At 55.6% G+C, this 17,541-nt stretch carries 4 protein-coding genes; all 4 read left to right on the top strand.

Features of this window, described 5'->3' with window-relative positions; all coding sequences use genetic code 11:
- The first annotated feature begins 22 nt into the window (after window positions 1-22).
- Window positions 23-7,576, top strand: a complete 7,554-nt coding sequence (locus R3D00_10725; GenBank protein ID MEZ4773644.1) for a SpvB/TcaC N-terminal domain-containing protein — start codon at window positions 23-25, stop codon at window positions 7,574-7,576.
- 42 nt (window positions 7,577-7,618) lie between these two features.
- Window positions 7,619-8,362 (top strand): helix-turn-helix domain-containing protein, encoded by a 744-nt coding sequence (locus R3D00_10730; protein MEZ4773645.1) that lies wholly within the window; start codon window positions 7,619-7,621, stop codon window positions 8,360-8,362.
- Between the two features lie 73 nt (window positions 8,363-8,435).
- Window positions 8,436-9,008 (top strand): hypothetical protein, encoded by a 573-nt coding sequence (locus R3D00_10735; GenBank protein ID MEZ4773646.1) that lies wholly within the window; start codon window positions 8,436-8,438, stop codon window positions 9,006-9,008.
- Window positions 9,009-9,054: 46 nt separating this feature from the next.
- Window positions 9,055-17,529, top strand: coding sequence for a neuraminidase-like domain-containing protein (locus R3D00_10740; protein MEZ4773647.1), 8,475 nt, complete (start codon window positions 9,055-9,057; stop codon window positions 17,527-17,529).
- Window positions 17,530-17,541 lie beyond the last annotated feature (12 nt).

The raw sequence follows: 17,541 nt of genomic DNA on the forward strand, positions 1-17,541 counted from the left end.
AGGCCCTCCCCCGCATCTTTGTATGCAACAGCCCGCCAACACCAAAGCAGCTTCCTCCCAGGCATCATCGTCCGGGGAGGCTTCCAACTCCTTCTTCCTGGAGACTCCGCAGATCTCGCTGCCCAAGGGCGGCGGGGCGCTGAAGGGAATCGATGAGAAGTTCCAGGTGAATCCCGTCAACGGGACGGCATCGGTAAGCCTGCCGCTGCCGTTCTCGCCGGGGCGCAACGGGTTCATGCCCGCCATCGGACTGAGCTACAATTCCGGCGCTGGCAATGGCATCTTCGGGCTGGGCTGGGACCTCGGCTTTCCGTCTATCCAGCGGAAGACAGACAAGCTGCTGCCCCGCTATCTCGAAGGGGAGCAGGAGGACATTTTCCTCCTCAGTGGAGCAGAAGACCTGGTGCCCTTCCTCGTAGAGGATCAAGGCAACTGGGTGCGGGATGAAAGGCAGGAAGGCGGCTACACCGTCCGCCGCTACCGCCCCCGGATTGAAGGAGGCTTTGCCCGCATCGAGCAGATTTCCCATCCCCAGAACGGGATGTGGTGGAAGGTGACCTCCCGGGACAACATGGTCACCTTTTACGGAAAAAACCCTGAATATCGGATTGCCGACCCCGCCGATCCCGGCAGGGTATTCCAATGGCTGCCCGAACTGAGTTTCGACGACAAGGGCAATTGTGTCTTCTACGCGTTCAAAGCAGAAGACGGCGTTGGCTATGGGAGCGACTTGCAGGATGCCAATCGTTTTGAGGAAAACGGCAAGCCCCGCTTCACCAACCGCTACCTCAAGCGGGTGTACTACAGCCCTAAAGCTTCTTTCAGGCCGAACATGAGCCAGCCAGAAGGCCTGTACGAGACTGTCAACCCGGCACCTGACAGCTTCCTGATGGAACTGGTCCTGGACTACGGCGAGCACGGAAACCTGCCAGAAAGCATTGAGGGTAACGCACAGGTTTATTATGAAGATACTCAGCAGACATGGCCGACCCGGCACGATGCTTTTTCCAGTTATCGCTCCGGTTTTGACATCCGCACCGCACGGCTCTGCCAGCGGGTGCTGATGTTTCACCACTTTGATGACCTTGGAGCTGTGCCCTGCCTCGTCAGCTCGCTGGACCTGCGCTACCGTGACTGGCAAGCCCAGCCCGGGCCGGGCGAAGGCCAGAAGCTGGAAGTTACCTATCTGGTTTCCGGGGCTATCCGCAAGTATGTCCGGACAGCGCCGGGCACCTCATACCGCTACCGCGCACTTCCGCCCCTGGAGTTTGCTTATCAGGAACTGCAATGGAACACGGAGGTAAGCACTGTCAGCAAAGAAGATGCAGCCAATGCACCTGCGGGGCTTACCTCGGGCTACTTTTTCACGGACCTCTACAACGAGGGCATCTCCGGCATCTTCACAGAGCAGGGAGAAGGCTGGTTTTACAAAGAAAACCTCGGCGGTGGCAAGTTTACGCCAGCCCAGCCCGTGCTGAGCAAGCCTGCCATGACGGGAATAGCCGCCGGGGTGCTGCAACTGCAAGACCTGGAGGCCGATGGCAGAAAACAGATTGTGGTCAGCAGCCCCGGGGTGAACGGCTATTTTGAGCTGAAAGACGACCGGAGCTGGGAGCCTTTCCGCGCATTTGAGCAGGTGGCCAATATTGACCTCCGAGACCCATATACTCGCTTGCTCGACTTAAATGGCGATGGCAAACCGGAAATTGTCATTACCGAAGAACAGGTCTTTACCTGGTACCCATCAGCTGGGATTCGGGGATACAACGCACCTGAAAAAACGCTTAAGCCCTTCGACGAAACGCAAGGTCCGGCCATTGTTTTCTCCGATCCCGAGCAGCGCATCTTCCTGGCCGATATGAGCGGCGACGGCCTCACCGACATCGTCCGCATCCGCAACGGCGAGATCTGCTACTGGCCCAACCTTGGCTATGGCCGTTTTGGCCGCAAGGTTACCATGGCCGGCAGCCCCTGGTTTGATGCGCAGGACCTCTTCAACCCCGCCTACCTGCAACTGGCCGACGTCAGCGGCACAGGCGCAACGGACCTGATCTACCTCGGGCAGGGGCGCTTCCACGCCTGGCTCAACCTCAGCGGCAATGCCTGGTCTGAGCCCTGCGAGATTACGCCGTTTTTCGACACCACCCTGCCCAGCCAGATTTCCGTAACCGATTTCCTGGGCAACGGCACGGCCTGCCTCGTCTGGTCCTCTCCCCTGCCTGAATATGCCGAAACCCCCATCCGCTACATAGACCTGATGGGCGGCAAAAACCCGCATATCCTCACTTCCTACAAAAACAACCTCGGCGCCGAAACCCGCTGGGAATACAAAAGCTCCACCCATTTTTACCTGGAAGATAAAAAAGCCGGGAAGCCCTGGGGCACCCGGCTGCCCTTCCCGGTGCAGGTGGTCAGCCGGGTGACGGTAACAGACAAGTGGCGCAAGACCACGTTCAGCACCCAGTACAGCTACCATCACGGCTACTTCGACCACGCAGAGCGCGAGTTTCGCGGCTTCGGGCGGGTGGAGCAGACCGATGTGGAAGATTTCGGCGTATTTGCCGCTGGCAATAGTGCCAGCCCCTACATTACCGACGACCAAACCCTGTACCAGCCGCCGGTCAAGACCATTACCTGGTTTCATACCGGCGCTTTCCTCAGCCGCGACCGCATCCTGAACCAGTTTGAGCAGGAGTATTTCCGGCCCAATGGCGGCAGTTTTTATGAAAACCAACTGCCGGAGCCTGACCTGGAAGCCGCCAGCCTGAGCGCGACCGAATACCGCGAGGCCCTGCGCGCCTGCAAGGGCATGACGCTGCGCAGTGAGGTCTATGAACTGGGCGTGGACGATGCGGGCCACGTAACCGATCAGCGGGTAAAATACTTCTCCGCCGCATTTCACAACTGCCACATCCAGCGCCTGCAGCCCCAGGGGCCCAATCCCTATGCCGTTTTTCTCGCGACCGAGAGTGAGGCCATTACCTACCACTACGAACTCGCGTTGCAGAACGGGCAGCCAGCAGCCGATGCCAATCCGCGCATCGCCCATAGCCTGATCCTCAAGACCGACGAGCTCGGCAATGCCCTGCAAACCCTCGCCGTCGCCTACCCGCGCTGGGAATCCGCCGATTTTGACGATCCGCTGTTTCCCAACGGATCCGTAAAGCTGATTCAGGGCGTTCAAGCCGAAATGCATATCGCTTATACCGAAAGCCGCTTTACAGCAGACATCGACCAGCCAACAACCTATCGCCTGCGCATGCCAGCAGAGGTTCTCAGCTATGAGCTGACAGGCGTGAAACCACAGCCAGGGAATCGCTATTTCCGGCTCGATGCACTGCGGCAGTATCAGTTCAGCCAGGTGTACCTGTCTGATACACAGGTACCGATCGGGGTAGAAGAACTGGCCTACCACTTGCTCCCAGACCCCCAGAAGGTGAAGGTGCAAAAGCGCCTGGTGGAGCGGGTGCGCATGCTGTATTTCCAGCAGGATCTCGTCAACCCCTTGCCTCTGGGCGAGCATGGCCCCTTAGGCCTCCCCTACGAAACCTACAAAATCGCGCTGACGGAAGGGTTGTTGCAAGACGTTTTGGGTGACAAACTGCCGACGCTGGAAAACCCGGGCGAGAGCAGGTCTTCCATGCTCGACCGCGTGCTGCCCCTGGGCGGCTACCACAAAATGGACGGTGACTGGTGGATACGCTCCGGCATTGCCGGTTTCCAGCCCGATGCCGCCGCGCATTTTTACCTGCCCGAACGCTATACCGACCCCTTCGGCGCTGTAACGACCCTGGCCTACGACCCGCTGGACTTGTATATCAAAAGCAGCTTGGATCCGTTGGGCAATAAGGTGGAAGTGCCGGCTTTCGACTTCCGCGTCCTGGCACCGCTGGAGATGAAGGACCCCAACGGTAACCGGTCGGAGGTGGAATACGATGTGCTGGGCATCCCGGCGAGGATGGCCCTGAAAGGCAAAGGCGACGAGGCGGATTCCCTCACCGTAGCGCCTGCCGCCCTCACCCTTGCCGAAGTGGCCGCCTTTTTTACAGACCCCTACGACGAGGCCAGGGCCCGCAGCCTGCTCAGGGAGGCCACTGCCTACCACGTGTATTACTTCGGCGAAACCCTCGGCGCAGACGGGAAGGTCAGCTACGCCCAACACCCCGCCTGCGCGGCAAGCATCCTGCGCGAGCGGCACCACAAAGCCTCATTGGCTGACGGGGTAGTCAGCCCCCTCCAGATTGCCTTCGAATACAGCGACGGCAGCGGCCAGGTGATCGCCACCAAAGTGCAGGCTGAGCCCGATCCCAATGCTGGTGCTAACGCTCCCCTGCGCTGGATCACCAACGGCCGCACCGTGCTCAACAACAAGGGCAATCCCGTCAAGCAATACGAGCCGTATTTCACCCCCTTGCACAGCTTCGAGGGGGACCCGGACGCGTCAGGCGTTACGGCGACGATCTACTACGACGCCGCTGGCCGCACGGTTCGTACCGAAATGCCCGACGGCACCTACAGCCGGGTGGAGTTTTCGCCCTGGTTTTTCCGCGCCTGGGATGCCAATGACACCGTGCTGGAACCTGGAAATGCCTGGTATGCAGCCTTCTCGACCGGCACGACTGCCCAGCAAGAGGCCGCTGCCAAAGCAGCGATCCACGCCAACACCCCCGCCGAAACCCATACCGACAGCCTGGGCCGCGAGGTAGTGGCCATCGTCCACAACAAGCAGGATGGCCTGGAAGAAAAACACCTCACCTACACCAAACTCGACGCTGAGGGCAAGCCTCTCTGGCTGCGGGATGCGCGCGGAAATTATGTGATGGTCTATGCCCGCGTGCAAAACCCGGCGGATTTTCAGGACATGGCGATGGCAAGCGATTATGTGCCCGCCTACGACCTCGCTGGCAACCTGCTCTTCCAGCACAGCAACGAGGCTGGCGACCGCTGGATGCTGCCCGACAGCACAGGGCAGCCCCTGTATGTCTGGGATGAAAATGAATATGCCGGGGCACTGGAAAAGCGCCTGATACGTACGGAATACGATGCCCTGAGCCGCCCAACCCGCCAATGGCTCGGGATCAATGGCGGGGCAGAGAAAGAAATCAGCCGCATTACCTATGGCGAAAGCCTGCCCACTCCCGAGGACAAGAACCTGCGCGGGCAGGCGGTCATCTCCCTCGGCCCGGAAGGCCGCACGGAAGCGGTGAAGTTTGACTTTAAAGGCAACTTGCTGAAAAGCCGCCGACAACTGCTGGCCAAGGCCGACGTGCATACCATGGACTGGAGCGGCTATGTGGAAGGAGCGCCAGGCTATCTCTCCACCGAGGTGTTCGTGCAGCGCACCGAATACGATGCCCTGAGCCGCATGACCCGGCTGTACAACTGGCACAGAGCAGGTACCACGCCTGCGGTGTACACCCCCACCTATAACCGCCGGGGCGTGCTGGAAAGCGAAACCCTATCCGTAAACGGGCCTGCGGCGACCCAAGCCATCCAGCGCATCGAATACAATGCCAAAGGGCAGCGCACCCTGCTGCGCCTGGGCAACGGCACCAACACCCACTACACCTACGACCCGAATACCTTCCGCCTTACCCGGCTCCATACCAGTCCGCCGCTCGGTGGTCCAGGCCTGTTGCAAGACCTGCACTACACCTACGACCCTGTGGGCAATATCACCCAGATCGAAGACAAGGCGCAGGACACCATTTTTTTCCGAAACAGACAGGTGAAACCTGTACAAGCCTATGAATATGACGCGCTGTACCGGCTCATAACAGCCTCCGGGCGGGAAAATGCCAGGAATACTTATCCCGGACCGGGTACTTATCCTTTCGGCCCGATTGATACCGTCATCCCCGGCAGCAGCGCCCTGCGAAAATACACCCAGTACTACACCTACGACCCGGCGGGCAACTTCACCGAGATGCGCCACTTCGCCAATAGCGGCAACTGGACCCGGACCTACGAGACCGACCCCAAGAGCAACCGCCTCCTGCGTACCTGGCAGAGCGGCGACGAAATAAACGCTGTAACCTACCAGTACGACACCCACGGCTCCATGCTCAACTTCAGCGGCAGCATAGCCCAGCACCGCTGGGACTATCGCGACATGATCCATACCCTGAACCTCGGCGGGGGCGGAAACGCTTATTACCAGTACGACGCCGGTAAGCAGCGCACCCGGAAATACATCGTGCGCAATAATAACGAATACTGGGAGCGCATCTACCTCGGCGGCTATGAACTATACCGCCGCTATGTGGGCGGCGTAGTGACCGAAGAAACCGAAACCCACCACCTCTTTGCCGACGAGCAGCGGGTGCTGATCGTGGAGGATGTACGCACCCCCTCGGCTCAGCCGACTGCAAGCCAGCTCTACCGCTACCAGTACAGCAACCACCTGGGCTCTGCCGCCCTGGAGCTGAATGCCGATGCCGACATCATCTCCTACGAGGAGTACCACCCCTACGGCACCACGGCCTACCAGGCACAGAATCAGATGATAAAAGCCGAAACAAAGTATTATAGATACTCTGGAAAAGAAAGAGACAAAGAAACGGGATTGCATTATTTTGGTGCAAGATATGCGGTACCTTGGCTTGGAAGGTGGCTAAGTATTGATCCCTTAATTAAAAAATATCCTTACATTAGTCCTTATAATTTCACTTTAAATAACCCTATAAGAGTAATTGATCCCAATGGGGCAGATGTATACGTATTACTTTATACCTCTGGAAATAAGAGAGGTGATGAGATGTTTAAATCCGCAGCTTTAACAAGAGGAAACAATCTTCAATATGCCATAGATCCAGCCAAAGATGAAATATTTGTTGGAGAAATAGCAGATATTTCACTAGTTGGGGATTATTTAGATGAAATAAATAGAATAAAAAGAAAGACATCTGGCAAAATAACTGAATTGAGTATCTGGTCTCATGCGGGGACAGATGGGCCTACTGGAACCAGAGAAGCTTCTAAAAATCCAATAGATAAAAACCAAATGAGCCTACAGGGTTGGGCAGATATTTATGTGGACTGGGCGAATAACGGAATAGGAGCAAAAGCAAATTTTTTCGGTTGCAATACTAGTTCGTTTGCTGAAAATATTTCTAATCTATCCTCCTTCCATAATGTAGAAGTTGCAGGACAATATACATCTTCGTTTCCTTCCAGGTTTACAGACTTTAGATTAAATTCAGAAGATGGGGCTGATAACTTTGTAATAAGCGAAAACATAGGGCTGCTGGGTCAGATTTATTATGAGTTTCAAGCAACCTACTTAGTAAGCGGTGTTGAAAGATTGGATGATTTGCAGGGAGTAGCACGACATAAAGCAATCGGAATGGAGGTCTATAAAAACGGGAAATCAATTGACTCTAGATTTCAGGAAGGCACACCTGCACCTAGCTCGGTCAGGTCTATGCCTGATAATAAGGTTGAGAGTGTTCGACTTGGCGCCCCTATGCGAATAATTATTGGTTTCACCGAAGCGCAGTTCCCTATTAAAAGGGTTGAAGTGTCCCCCCGTTTTGCACCTGGATACTTGAACTTGACCCCAATGTTTGGACAATAAAATGGGACAGTTGAATAAGGTGGACAAATTGCAATTTATCACATGAAAAAGAGAATGCCAGTGAAGCAAAAACACAGAACATTCACTGGGAGCAATGGGAGCGAGAAGGCAAAGATTGCCCTGGCGGCGTTGCAAGAACGTCAGACTTTGTCGGAAATCGTGCAGGAGTATGGGGTGCACCCCAATCAGGTGAGTCAATGGAAAAAGCAGGCCCTGGTGGTGGTGAGTGGCTTTGAGGATCAGCGAAAATCGGATCGTGAGTCGAAAGCGCAGGAAGATCTGGTCAATGATTTGCACCAACAGATCGGCCTGCTCACTGTAGAGCGGGACAAGTTTTTTGATGCCCGCTTCAACTTCAAGCTCCGGGCGCTGGAGGAGCTGCTGGGGCCAATCTACCTGCAATTGATCCGGAGCAAAATCACCCTCAGGGGCTATCAAGGCAACGATGCCTACCGCGAGAAAATCCTCAAGCAGTGCAATGAAACCATTCGCGGGCTGCTGCTGGAAAAAGGCCATCTCATCCCGGTGGAGTTGCTTCCTTACGCTGAGCAGTTTATCAGCCATTACGATGAATGGCTGCAGCATTATCATAAAACCAGGGAGACACAGGATCAAACTGAGGTAACGCATCTGTTTACCCACAACTTTCCTCACGACGCCGAAACTGCCTTTCGGAAAAAGTATGAGGCCTACCGGAAAGAACTCGGGATCGAAGGATCGCTGGGGGAGGCAGTTTCACTGAGCACGCAGCAGGAGGCGGCAGCTGTGGCAGAAAAGAAAGAGTAGGTTCATGGTTGTTAGCGCAAGCCGACGATCCACTTCGCTGTAGCCCCATCATCACCCCTGACAATCGCTTCTCATGTCTGATCAGCAAGCGCCCCCCGCCCCTTACCATCCGGACGCATACAGCCAGCTCTGTGCGTCATACCGGGCCATAGATGATTTCCGGGGCAAGCTCCTGGGATTTCTCCCCCTGGTATCAGGCCTCTCGATCTGGAGCACAGGCTGGGGCGGCACCAATGCAGTACCGGAAGATATGCACCCCGCGATGGGGGTTTTTGGCCTGCTGGTCACGCTGGGCCTGGCCCTCTTCGAGATGAAGGGCATCCAGAAATGTACGGCCCTCATCCGGGCGGGCCAGCAGATGGAAGCCACCCTGGGGGTAACAGGCATGTTCACTGCCATCAAAGATTCGCACTGGACCCGTTTTGTTGTAACCGAACCCGTAGCCTCAGCTATGATCTATGCCACCGTAGCCGCTGTCTGGGCGTATGTCGCCTCCCAGTCTAGTGTATGGTGCGCGGTTGTATGGGGCCTGGTGGTGCTGGTGCCCATGTATGTTTACTGGCAAGGGCCTGTATCACGGCCTGACAAGCCGACCTCTGGTAAGTCTGTTGTGAATACAGGTACTGACCAGGCTGAGCCGAAATAAACCCTGACGCATTTATTCTTCTGAACTCAAGTAAAAGACCGCTCATATGCCAACCCTCACTGTATCCGGCATCGTCCGTTATCAAAACGGCACCCCCATTACGGGCCTTCGCGTAGTATTGGTAGAGCGCCTGCTGCGCAACTGGCGCACGCTGGTATCCACCACAAGCCAGCGGCAGGGCCATTTCAGCCTTTCCCTGGCCGAGCTGCCCGACGTGGGCCGCTACTATGTGGAGGTGCTGGACGAGCGGGGCGCTACCCTGGCCAAAGAAGGCCCGCTGTCGCTTCGCGACGGCGATGTCCGGCTGGTACTGACCGTGTCAGATACCCGATACCAGGGCGAAGCGGTCTTCAGCACCCTCAGGCCGTCGCTGCAACCCTATGTGGAGGAACTGCGCCAAAGCCAGGACGAAGCCGTGACGCTGGAAGATGCCCGGCTGGTATCGGCCCGGACACAGGTGCCGCTGGGCGAGGCCTGGGCCTGGATGAAGGCACATGAGCTTGAAAACCAGGCAAAATCAGGCCAAAACACCATTCCGGCAGATGTGTGGTATGGTTTGCTGAAAGAAAACCTGCCAGCCAGCATCCCTTCTCTGGCCCAGGTGCCTTTGAGTGAAATCGAAGCTGCGCTTGAGCGGGCAAAGGAAGCCAACCACATCCCGGCCTCGGTTTCGGTGAGGGCGGTAATGAAGCAATGGGTAAGGGTGCTGTCGGAAAAGGCGCTGGACGAAATACCCGCCGGGCTCGATGCTTCATTCGGCCAAATCCTGGAGCTGACAGGAGCCTCTCGCCCCCAGCGCCTGCGGCTCATGGAGCTATGGTCTGCTCATACGGGAGATTCAAATGCCTTCTGGGCCAAGGCGGGCACTGTGCTACGAAATCCCAGGCTGGTATCCAAGGTGCGCCGGGCTATTCAGTTGTCGGCATTCACGGGCTTTCAGCCGCAGATGATCGAGACCCTCCTACGTGTGCAGATACCGGACGATGTGCACGCAATGGCGTTTCTTGCAGATATGGATGCTGCGGCCTGGGGAACGATGATCCGCAATGCAGGGTCTGCCGGGGCTGAGGACCGCGCAGTGCCGACTTTTATCAAGGGAAATACCAGCCGCGAGCGGATCGCTGCCTATGCAAAAGGGCTGGCGAGAGCGACTGAGCGGGCCTTTCCGGAGCACGCATTTTTCGGAAGGCTGGACACCGGCTCTGGTTTCGCGGAGAGCAAGGACATGCTGCGGGCGTTTTTCAGCAGTAATCCTGATTTCTCTTTCCGGAAAACCTCGGCTCGCTCGCTTGCAGACGGCACAGACCTGAACCTGACGGACATAGATAAGCCCGGGTTGCTGCTGAAGGAACTGCAGAGTGTGCGCCGGATGCAGAATTTCACCGACCGCATCTCCCTGATATATGAGTTGCGGAAAAACGGCCATGACTCAGCATTCAGTCTGTCTGCCATGAGCCAGAAAGGGTTTCTGAATACATATCGGGACTTTTTTGAGACAGAAGCCGAAGCCGAAGAAACCTACCGCAGAGCGGGCACTGTAAGGCGGCGGGCCTACCATACTTCCACGAATGCGCATTCCAGCCAGTCCATAGAGACCGAGGCGACTGTTGGCCCGACGATCGAAAACATCTTCGGCAGCCTCGATGCCTGCGACTGTGAGCACTGCCTTTCGATGTACAGCCCGGCAGCATATCTGACGGATTTGCTGCACTTTTTGGAAAAAGAGGAAGACGTATTCTCCGAGCTGAAAAGCCGCCGTCCCGATTTGCTCAAGCTGCTGCTCAACTGCGAAAATACCGAGACGCCGCTCCCCTATACCGATCTGGCGATCGAACTGATGGAGGCACTTGCGGTTTCGGACCCAACTCAGGCGCACCAGACCACCCTGAGTGCTGCCGAGCTGGCGGCCCATCCGGAGCACCTGCATGCTCCGGCGTATGACCTCCTCAAGGGTGCCATTTACCCCTGGAGCCTGCCGTTTGATTTGGCCCTGGAAGAAAGCCGGGTGTACTTGTCACATCTCCGGGTGACCCGTGCCGACTTGATGACCCGGTTTTTTAAGGGTAATCAGGAAGAAGCCGTCAAAAGCCAGGCGATCGCCCTGGAGCGCTTGGGGCTTTCTGTAGCGGAGCTGAAGATCATCACGGGCGACACCCAGGGAGATGGCAGCCCCGGCGCAGGGATATGGAATTTCTACGGCTTTAACGCTGAAACAGGATATGCCCCCCTGACAGACCCCCTGGATGGGGGGGGGCTCAACCCGGCAGGCACCTGGCTGGAACAACTCTCTGAAAGAGTGGATGTCTTCCTGCAGCAGACCGGGCTGACGTATATCGAGTTGCTGCAATTGCTGGATTGCACGTTTATCAACCCAGGCAGGTCCAAAATCGAGTTGAAAAACGCACCCGATGCAAAGGCAGGCACATGCAAGTTGGATGAAATCAAACTGGCAGGCCTGGAAGTCGGCGACCTGGTGCGCTTGCATCGTTTTGTGCGGCTGGCCAGGAAGCTGCATTGGACCTTTGCAGAGCTGGACCAGGCGCTGCATGCGCTGCAAATCACAGGTGTGGAAGCCAATGGAACAGCTAAATCTTTGACGGCTTATCTCACCAAGAAGGAGGTAACCAGCCTGGCCCAAATCGAGCATATCCGGAAAGACCTGCGCCTGACAGTAGAAGAAGTCCTCGTGCTGTGGGCTTCTCTGGGCAGCGTTATCTACACCGACTACAGCGGTGAAAAGCAGCAGCCCAAAGCCAGTCTGTACCAGCGGAGGTTCTACAACAAAACGGTGATCAATCCTCCCATCTTTCCGGAAGATCCGCAAGACCTGGGTGCCCTGAATATGCAAATCGGAGGCAGGAAGCCTGAGATCATGGCGGCGCTGGAAATCGGCGAGGAAGACCTGCGGCTGCTGATGAAGGATTTGGAGCCGCTGAACCAGGCTAACCTTTCGATCCTGTACCGCAAGGTTATCCTGGCGAGATCCCTCGGAATAAGCATCCGGGATTTACTTTCAAGGATTGCCATAACGGGCTCAGACCCCTTTTCCACCGTAGAGAAAACGCTGACCTTTCTCTATCGCAGTGACCTGATCAGCAGGCTGGGGTTTTCGGCAGAGGAACTGGATTATCTGCTGCGCCATCAGGTTCAGCCTGGGTCGCGCCTTGAGCCACAAGATCAGGAAATCACGACATTCTTCGAGGAGGTTGATGAGCTGCGCAAGTCAGATGACTCCGATAAGGCCCTGGTCGAAAAAATAGTGACAGCCTTTGGCCTTAGCATAAAGGCAGGCATCCTGTTGCTTGAGACGTATCTTGCAAGTACTGAAGACCCCGCCGAGCGGCTGCTAAAGGACTTTGCCTCTACGGATGCCCCCCGCAGGAGAAAAGCCTATCTCAAAATGAGCAAGGTAGCCAAGCTGATTCACGATCTGGGGCTGACCGACAAAGAGTTGACCTATGTTATGGCAAATGGCCCCGGCTTGGGAATGCTCGACATGGACAAACTGCCATGGGCTCCTCAGAATACTGCCGACTTCAGTGGCTTCGTAAAGCTGGCCCAGTTAGCGCTGGCGCGCAAGCTGCTCAAAGAAGATTCGGACGGGCTGGAAAAAGTGCTGACATTAGCCAGCGATCCTGCGTCAAATGAGGCAGGCTGGCTGGCCGCGCTTGCCAAGGCGAGCGGCTGGGAGCTTGATACGCTCACGGCGTGCGACACAGCCGTTGCGGCTATATTCCCTGGCGACTATCAAGGCGCTGAGATGATCCTCACACTTGCGGCTCGCCTGGAAATGCTGCGCAGCACAGGGCTGCCTGTTTCAGCCATTAATGCAGCAGTAGCCGCAGAGCCTGATGCTGCCAATGCCACAGCAGTCAAGCTCGCGGTGAAAGCCAGCTATCCGGAGAGCCGCTGGAATGCCATGGCAAAGCCTCTGCGCGATGCCCTGCGCGAGCGGCAGCGAAGTGCGCTGGTAGCATATCTCGTGCAGAAACTGCCGAATATCAAGGACGCAAACGACCTGTATGCCTACCTCCTCATTGATGTGGAGACCAAGCCTGTGGTGATGACATCCCGGCTCAAGCAAGCCATCAGCAGCGTGCAGCTCTTTATTGACCGCGTGCTGATGAACCTCGAGCACAAGTCATCTGACAACACGCTTTTGAAGCTGGAGCCAGAGCAGGCAGAGGAGTGGAACACCTGGCGCAAGGTTTACCGCGTCTGGGAGGCCAACCGCAAGGTGTTTTTATATCCGGAAAACTGGATCGAGCCGGAGCTTCGCGACGATCAGAGTCCCCTCTTCGAGGATGCGGTATCTGCGCTGATGCAAAATGAGCTCACCCCCGAAACGGTGGAAAATGCCTTCTCGGGATATGTGAGAGCGCTCGACGAGGTGGCGAGGCTGGAAGTGGTAGGCATTGTGCATGAGCAGGAACCGGCTGTAGAGGACCGGCCGGCCGTTGATATCATGCATGTGATCGGCCGCAGCCATGCCCAGCCTCACGTATATTTCCACCGCAAGCAGGAGCATGGCGAGTGGACACCCTGGCTGCGCATAGAGGGAGACATAGATGGAGATCACATCGTGCCCGTGATCTTCAACCGCAGGCTCTGCCTGTTCTGGCTGTTCTTTACCCAGCAGTCGGAAGAATCAAGCCCGATCGACCCGAGTGCCAAGGTACCTAAAACCAAGTTTTACTGGAAGGTGCAGATAGCCTGGTGTGAATACCATCAGAACACCTGGTCGGCGAAAAAACTTTCCAAAAGCTATATCGCCACCAGCAAGACCGACAGCAACGAAGAGCTTAACGCGCGGAAAAAAAGCGGGATTTTTCTTCGGCATTACTTCGGAACGGATGGGACATTGCGGATTAATCTTATATCTAGTAGACTAACCCATAATCCCAATCTTATTACAATGGATCATTTTGTGCAGGCAGGATTTGAGAATAGCTCAGATGCTACTAAATGGTGTGCAGTATCTTTTGTCTTTGAAAATACCAGGGATGAGCCGGTTGTTACTCCTGGTGAATTTATTCCTATAGGCCACTCCTTTTCTTTGCCAAATGGCCTGTATTCAATGGCCAATCAGAAGGTTATATGGAAAAGCGGCTCACTTGGACTTTTCCTGAACTTTCAGAGTCTTACTTCAAGCGGAGCCTTTGCTGTGAGCAAAACTGTACCACTCCTGAAAAGCTCACCTAAAGGTAATCAATCCATGGTGATTCAGGCGGGTGCTGCGCAGCCGTTTTTGAGATCCTTTTCTTTTCAGGACGCCCAGAAAAGTTTTTGGATAGAATTGATGTCCGAGCCTGCGTATGTTCCGCCTCTCTATCAACCAGAATTAGGCGATATGCCAGATGAAAAATACCAGATTCAATTAACTTATTCCCAGTGGTCTTCTACCCAACCGCTTACTCTGGAACAGGGATACAGAAGCAGCTCCATTATGTATTTTTCACATATCTCAGAACTGCAAATGGTAGGTTTTGTAGATAATTTTGGGGAGTTAATAGTAAAGGTCTTGTCTTGCGAGGGAAACGTTTACACCGAAGCACTGAGCAGAAACACGGGTTACCAAGTTCCTCGAAACCAGGCTCCCGTCAAAGGGCTTAAGTACCAGGTTACGCCCTTCTACCATCCACAGGCAAAGGAATTTATCCGCTTGCTGAACCGGGGTGGGGTGCGGGCCCTCCTGAAGCAGAGCACGCAGGCGGGCGCAGGCCCGGTAGATCTGCTGCTCCCGTACACACCAACTGATGTGGTGAAATACACGCCCATGCCGCTGGTGGACTTCTCCTACGGCAGTCCCTACTCGCAGTACAACTGGGAACTATTCTTTCATCTGCCCATTCATATTGCCTGCCGGCTGAGTTCAGACCAGCGGTTTGATGAAGCCCGGAAGTGGTTTCATTTCATCTTTGACCCTACCACGGGAGACCCGGGTGATCCGGACAGTGGCTCAGAAAACCGGGAACGTTTCTGGCAGTTCCAGCCCTTCCGGGAGTGGGCAAAAAAAGCGCCTCAAACCCTCGAAGACCTGTTTGAATCCGAAAACGCTGATGCCTTGGACGAACAATTGGATAAGTGGGCCGCCAACCCTTTTCAGCCCCATGTAATCGCCAGAATGCGGATTTCGGCCTACATGAAATTCACCCTGATGAGATACCTCGATCTGCTCATTGTCTGGGGCGACCAGCTCTTCCGGCGCGACACCATCGAGAGCATCAACGAAGCCACCCATCTGTATATCCTGGCTGCGAATATCCTCGGTGCGCCTCCTCAGCGGATTCCTCCCAGAACCCAGCGAGCCGATGAGTCTTTCGAAGACCTTGCGGATAACACATGGACCGGCCTTTCTAATCCGCTGGTGCAGATTGAAAGCTTCATACCGCCATCAGCACCCAGCGGGGGCAGCGGATTTGGCTTGGAGAGTATGCCCATACCCTATTTCTGCCTGCCCAGGAACGAGCAGTTGCTGCGGTACTGGAGTGCCGTTGCCGACCGTCTCTTCAAAATCAGAAACAGCCTCAACATCGAGGGAGTAGCTCGCAGCCTGCCGCTGTTTGAGCCTCCGATAGACCCCGCTTTGCTGGTCCGTGCCGCTGCGGCCGGCATCGATCTCAACACCGCGCTCAGCAGCAGCAGTTCCGGCCTGCCGCACTACCGCTTTGCCTACATGCTGCAAAAAGTCAATGAGTTCGTGAACGAGGTCAAAAGCCTGGGCGCAGCCCTGCTCTCCGCAATCGAAAAACGCGACGCAGAAGCGATGGCCCTCCTGCGCTCCGGGCATGAGCAGCACCTGCTGGCTGCGATCCGCCAGCTTCGTGAGCAGCAGGTCAAGGAGGCGAAGGAACAAATCAGGGCCTTGCAAAAAAGCAAAGAGTCGGCTGAGATTCGGGAGAATTATTATAGTTCGAAGCAGCTAACTAATTCTCAAGAAGCAGGGCAGCTAAGACTTGCAGACAGCTCATTGAGGAAAAAGGCAATGGCTGGTGGATTTCAACAATATGCAGCCATATTGCAGTTTTTTGGAAGTTTTAAGCTTGGAGGACCTACAACAGTAGGTCAAGAGGTTGGACCTAAGGATGTTGGTGATGCAAGCATTAGTGTGGCACGGTTCATTGAAACTACTGCCTCAATTCTGGATTCTCAAGGAAGCAACATCCTCACGGCCAACGGCTACGTCCGCCGGAAAGAAGAATGGGACCTCCAGGCAGACCTGGCTAAAAAGGACATCGAGCAGATAGAGAAGCAACTGCTGGCGGCGGAGATCCGGCAGGCAATCGCAGAGCGCGAACTGTCCAACCACCGCTTGCAGATGGAGCAATCGGAAGAGACGGATGCGTTTATGCGCAGCAAGTTCAGCAACCAGCAGCTCTACAGCTGGATGTCCGGGCAACTGTCAACCCTCTACTTCCAGACCTATCAGCTAGCCTTCGACATGGCCAAACAAGCGGAGCAATGCTTCGATCTGGAGTTACCGCACAACAAGCCCACCGGAGGCTATATCCAGAATGGCTACTGGGATAACCTGAAAAAGGGACTCCTCTCAGGCGATCGCCTGCAGTATGACCTGCGCCGGATGGAAACTTCTTACATGACGGAAAACAGGCGCGAATTCGAACTGACCAAGCATATCTCGCTGCAGCAGCTCAATCCGCTGGCTCTGCTCCAACTCCGCGTAACCGGAAAATGCGATTTCTCCATCCCGGAAGAATTGTTCGACCTCGACTTCCCGGGGCACTACCTGCGGCGCATCAAGTCAGTGAGCATCACGATCCCCTGCATCGCAGGTCCATACACCACCGTGAGTGCGACCCTGCGGCTTGAAAAGTCCTACATCCGGAAGGACGGGGACAAGGTTGACCTTAGCGATGCGAGTGTGCCGGTCATGAGCAATGTAGCCACCAGTTCGGCCCAAAACGACAGTGGCGTATTTGAGTTGAGCTTCCGCGACGAGCGCTACCTGCCCTTCGAGGGAGCAGGGGCTTCCGGAGACTGGGCGCTGGAAATGATGACAGATGATAGCCTTCGGCAGTTTGACTACAACACCATCTCCGATGTGATTGTCCATGTCCGCTATACCGCCAGAGAGGGTGGCAGCACCCTGCGGGATGAGGTTCAGGCAGGCTTGAAGGACCTTCTCAACGAGCTTAAGATAAGTTCATCCGCCAACGAAACGGGCCTCTTCCGCCTCTTCGACCTTCGCCACGACTTCCCCAACGAGTGGAACAAAATGCTCAAGAGTACAGACACAGACAAAGCCCTAACCCTCAAGCTGGAAGCCTCCCGGTTCCCCTATCTGGCCCAGCTCGCTGGTCCGGAAATCGAAGCATTGACGCTTTACACGGATGGTACAAAAAAGGATGAAGCTGTCGTTCCACCGCTAACTGACGATAAATTGAAAATGAAATTGTACGAGCTTCTTCCCAAGCGTGATATAGGCGAAGAACTGACCATCACTTTTGACCAGCTTCCGGCCCAAGGGTATCTGCTGATCCGGTACACGCTGAATCCGTAACCTGTGCAGAAA

Source organism: Bacteroidia bacterium, assembly GCA_041391665.1.
In the GTDB taxonomy this organism is placed as follows: domain Bacteria; phylum Bacteroidota; class Bacteroidia; order J057; family J057; genus JAGQVA01.

Excerpts from the sequence above, each read along its gene's own strand:
- R3D00_10735 (MEZ4773646.1), top strand. The coding sequence starts at position 8,436 with ATGTCTGATCAGCAAGCGCCCCCCGCCCCTTACCATCCGGACGCATAC.
- R3D00_10725 (MEZ4773644.1), top strand. The coding sequence starts at position 23 with ATGCAACAGCCCGCCAACACCAAAGCAGCTTCCTCCCAGGCATCATCG.
- R3D00_10730 (MEZ4773645.1), top strand. The coding sequence starts at position 7,619 with ATGAAAAAGAGAATGCCAGTGAAGCAAAAACACAGAACATTCACTGGG.
- R3D00_10740 (MEZ4773647.1), top strand. The coding sequence starts at position 9,055 with ATGCCAACCCTCACTGTATCCGGCATCGTCCGTTATCAAAACGGCACC.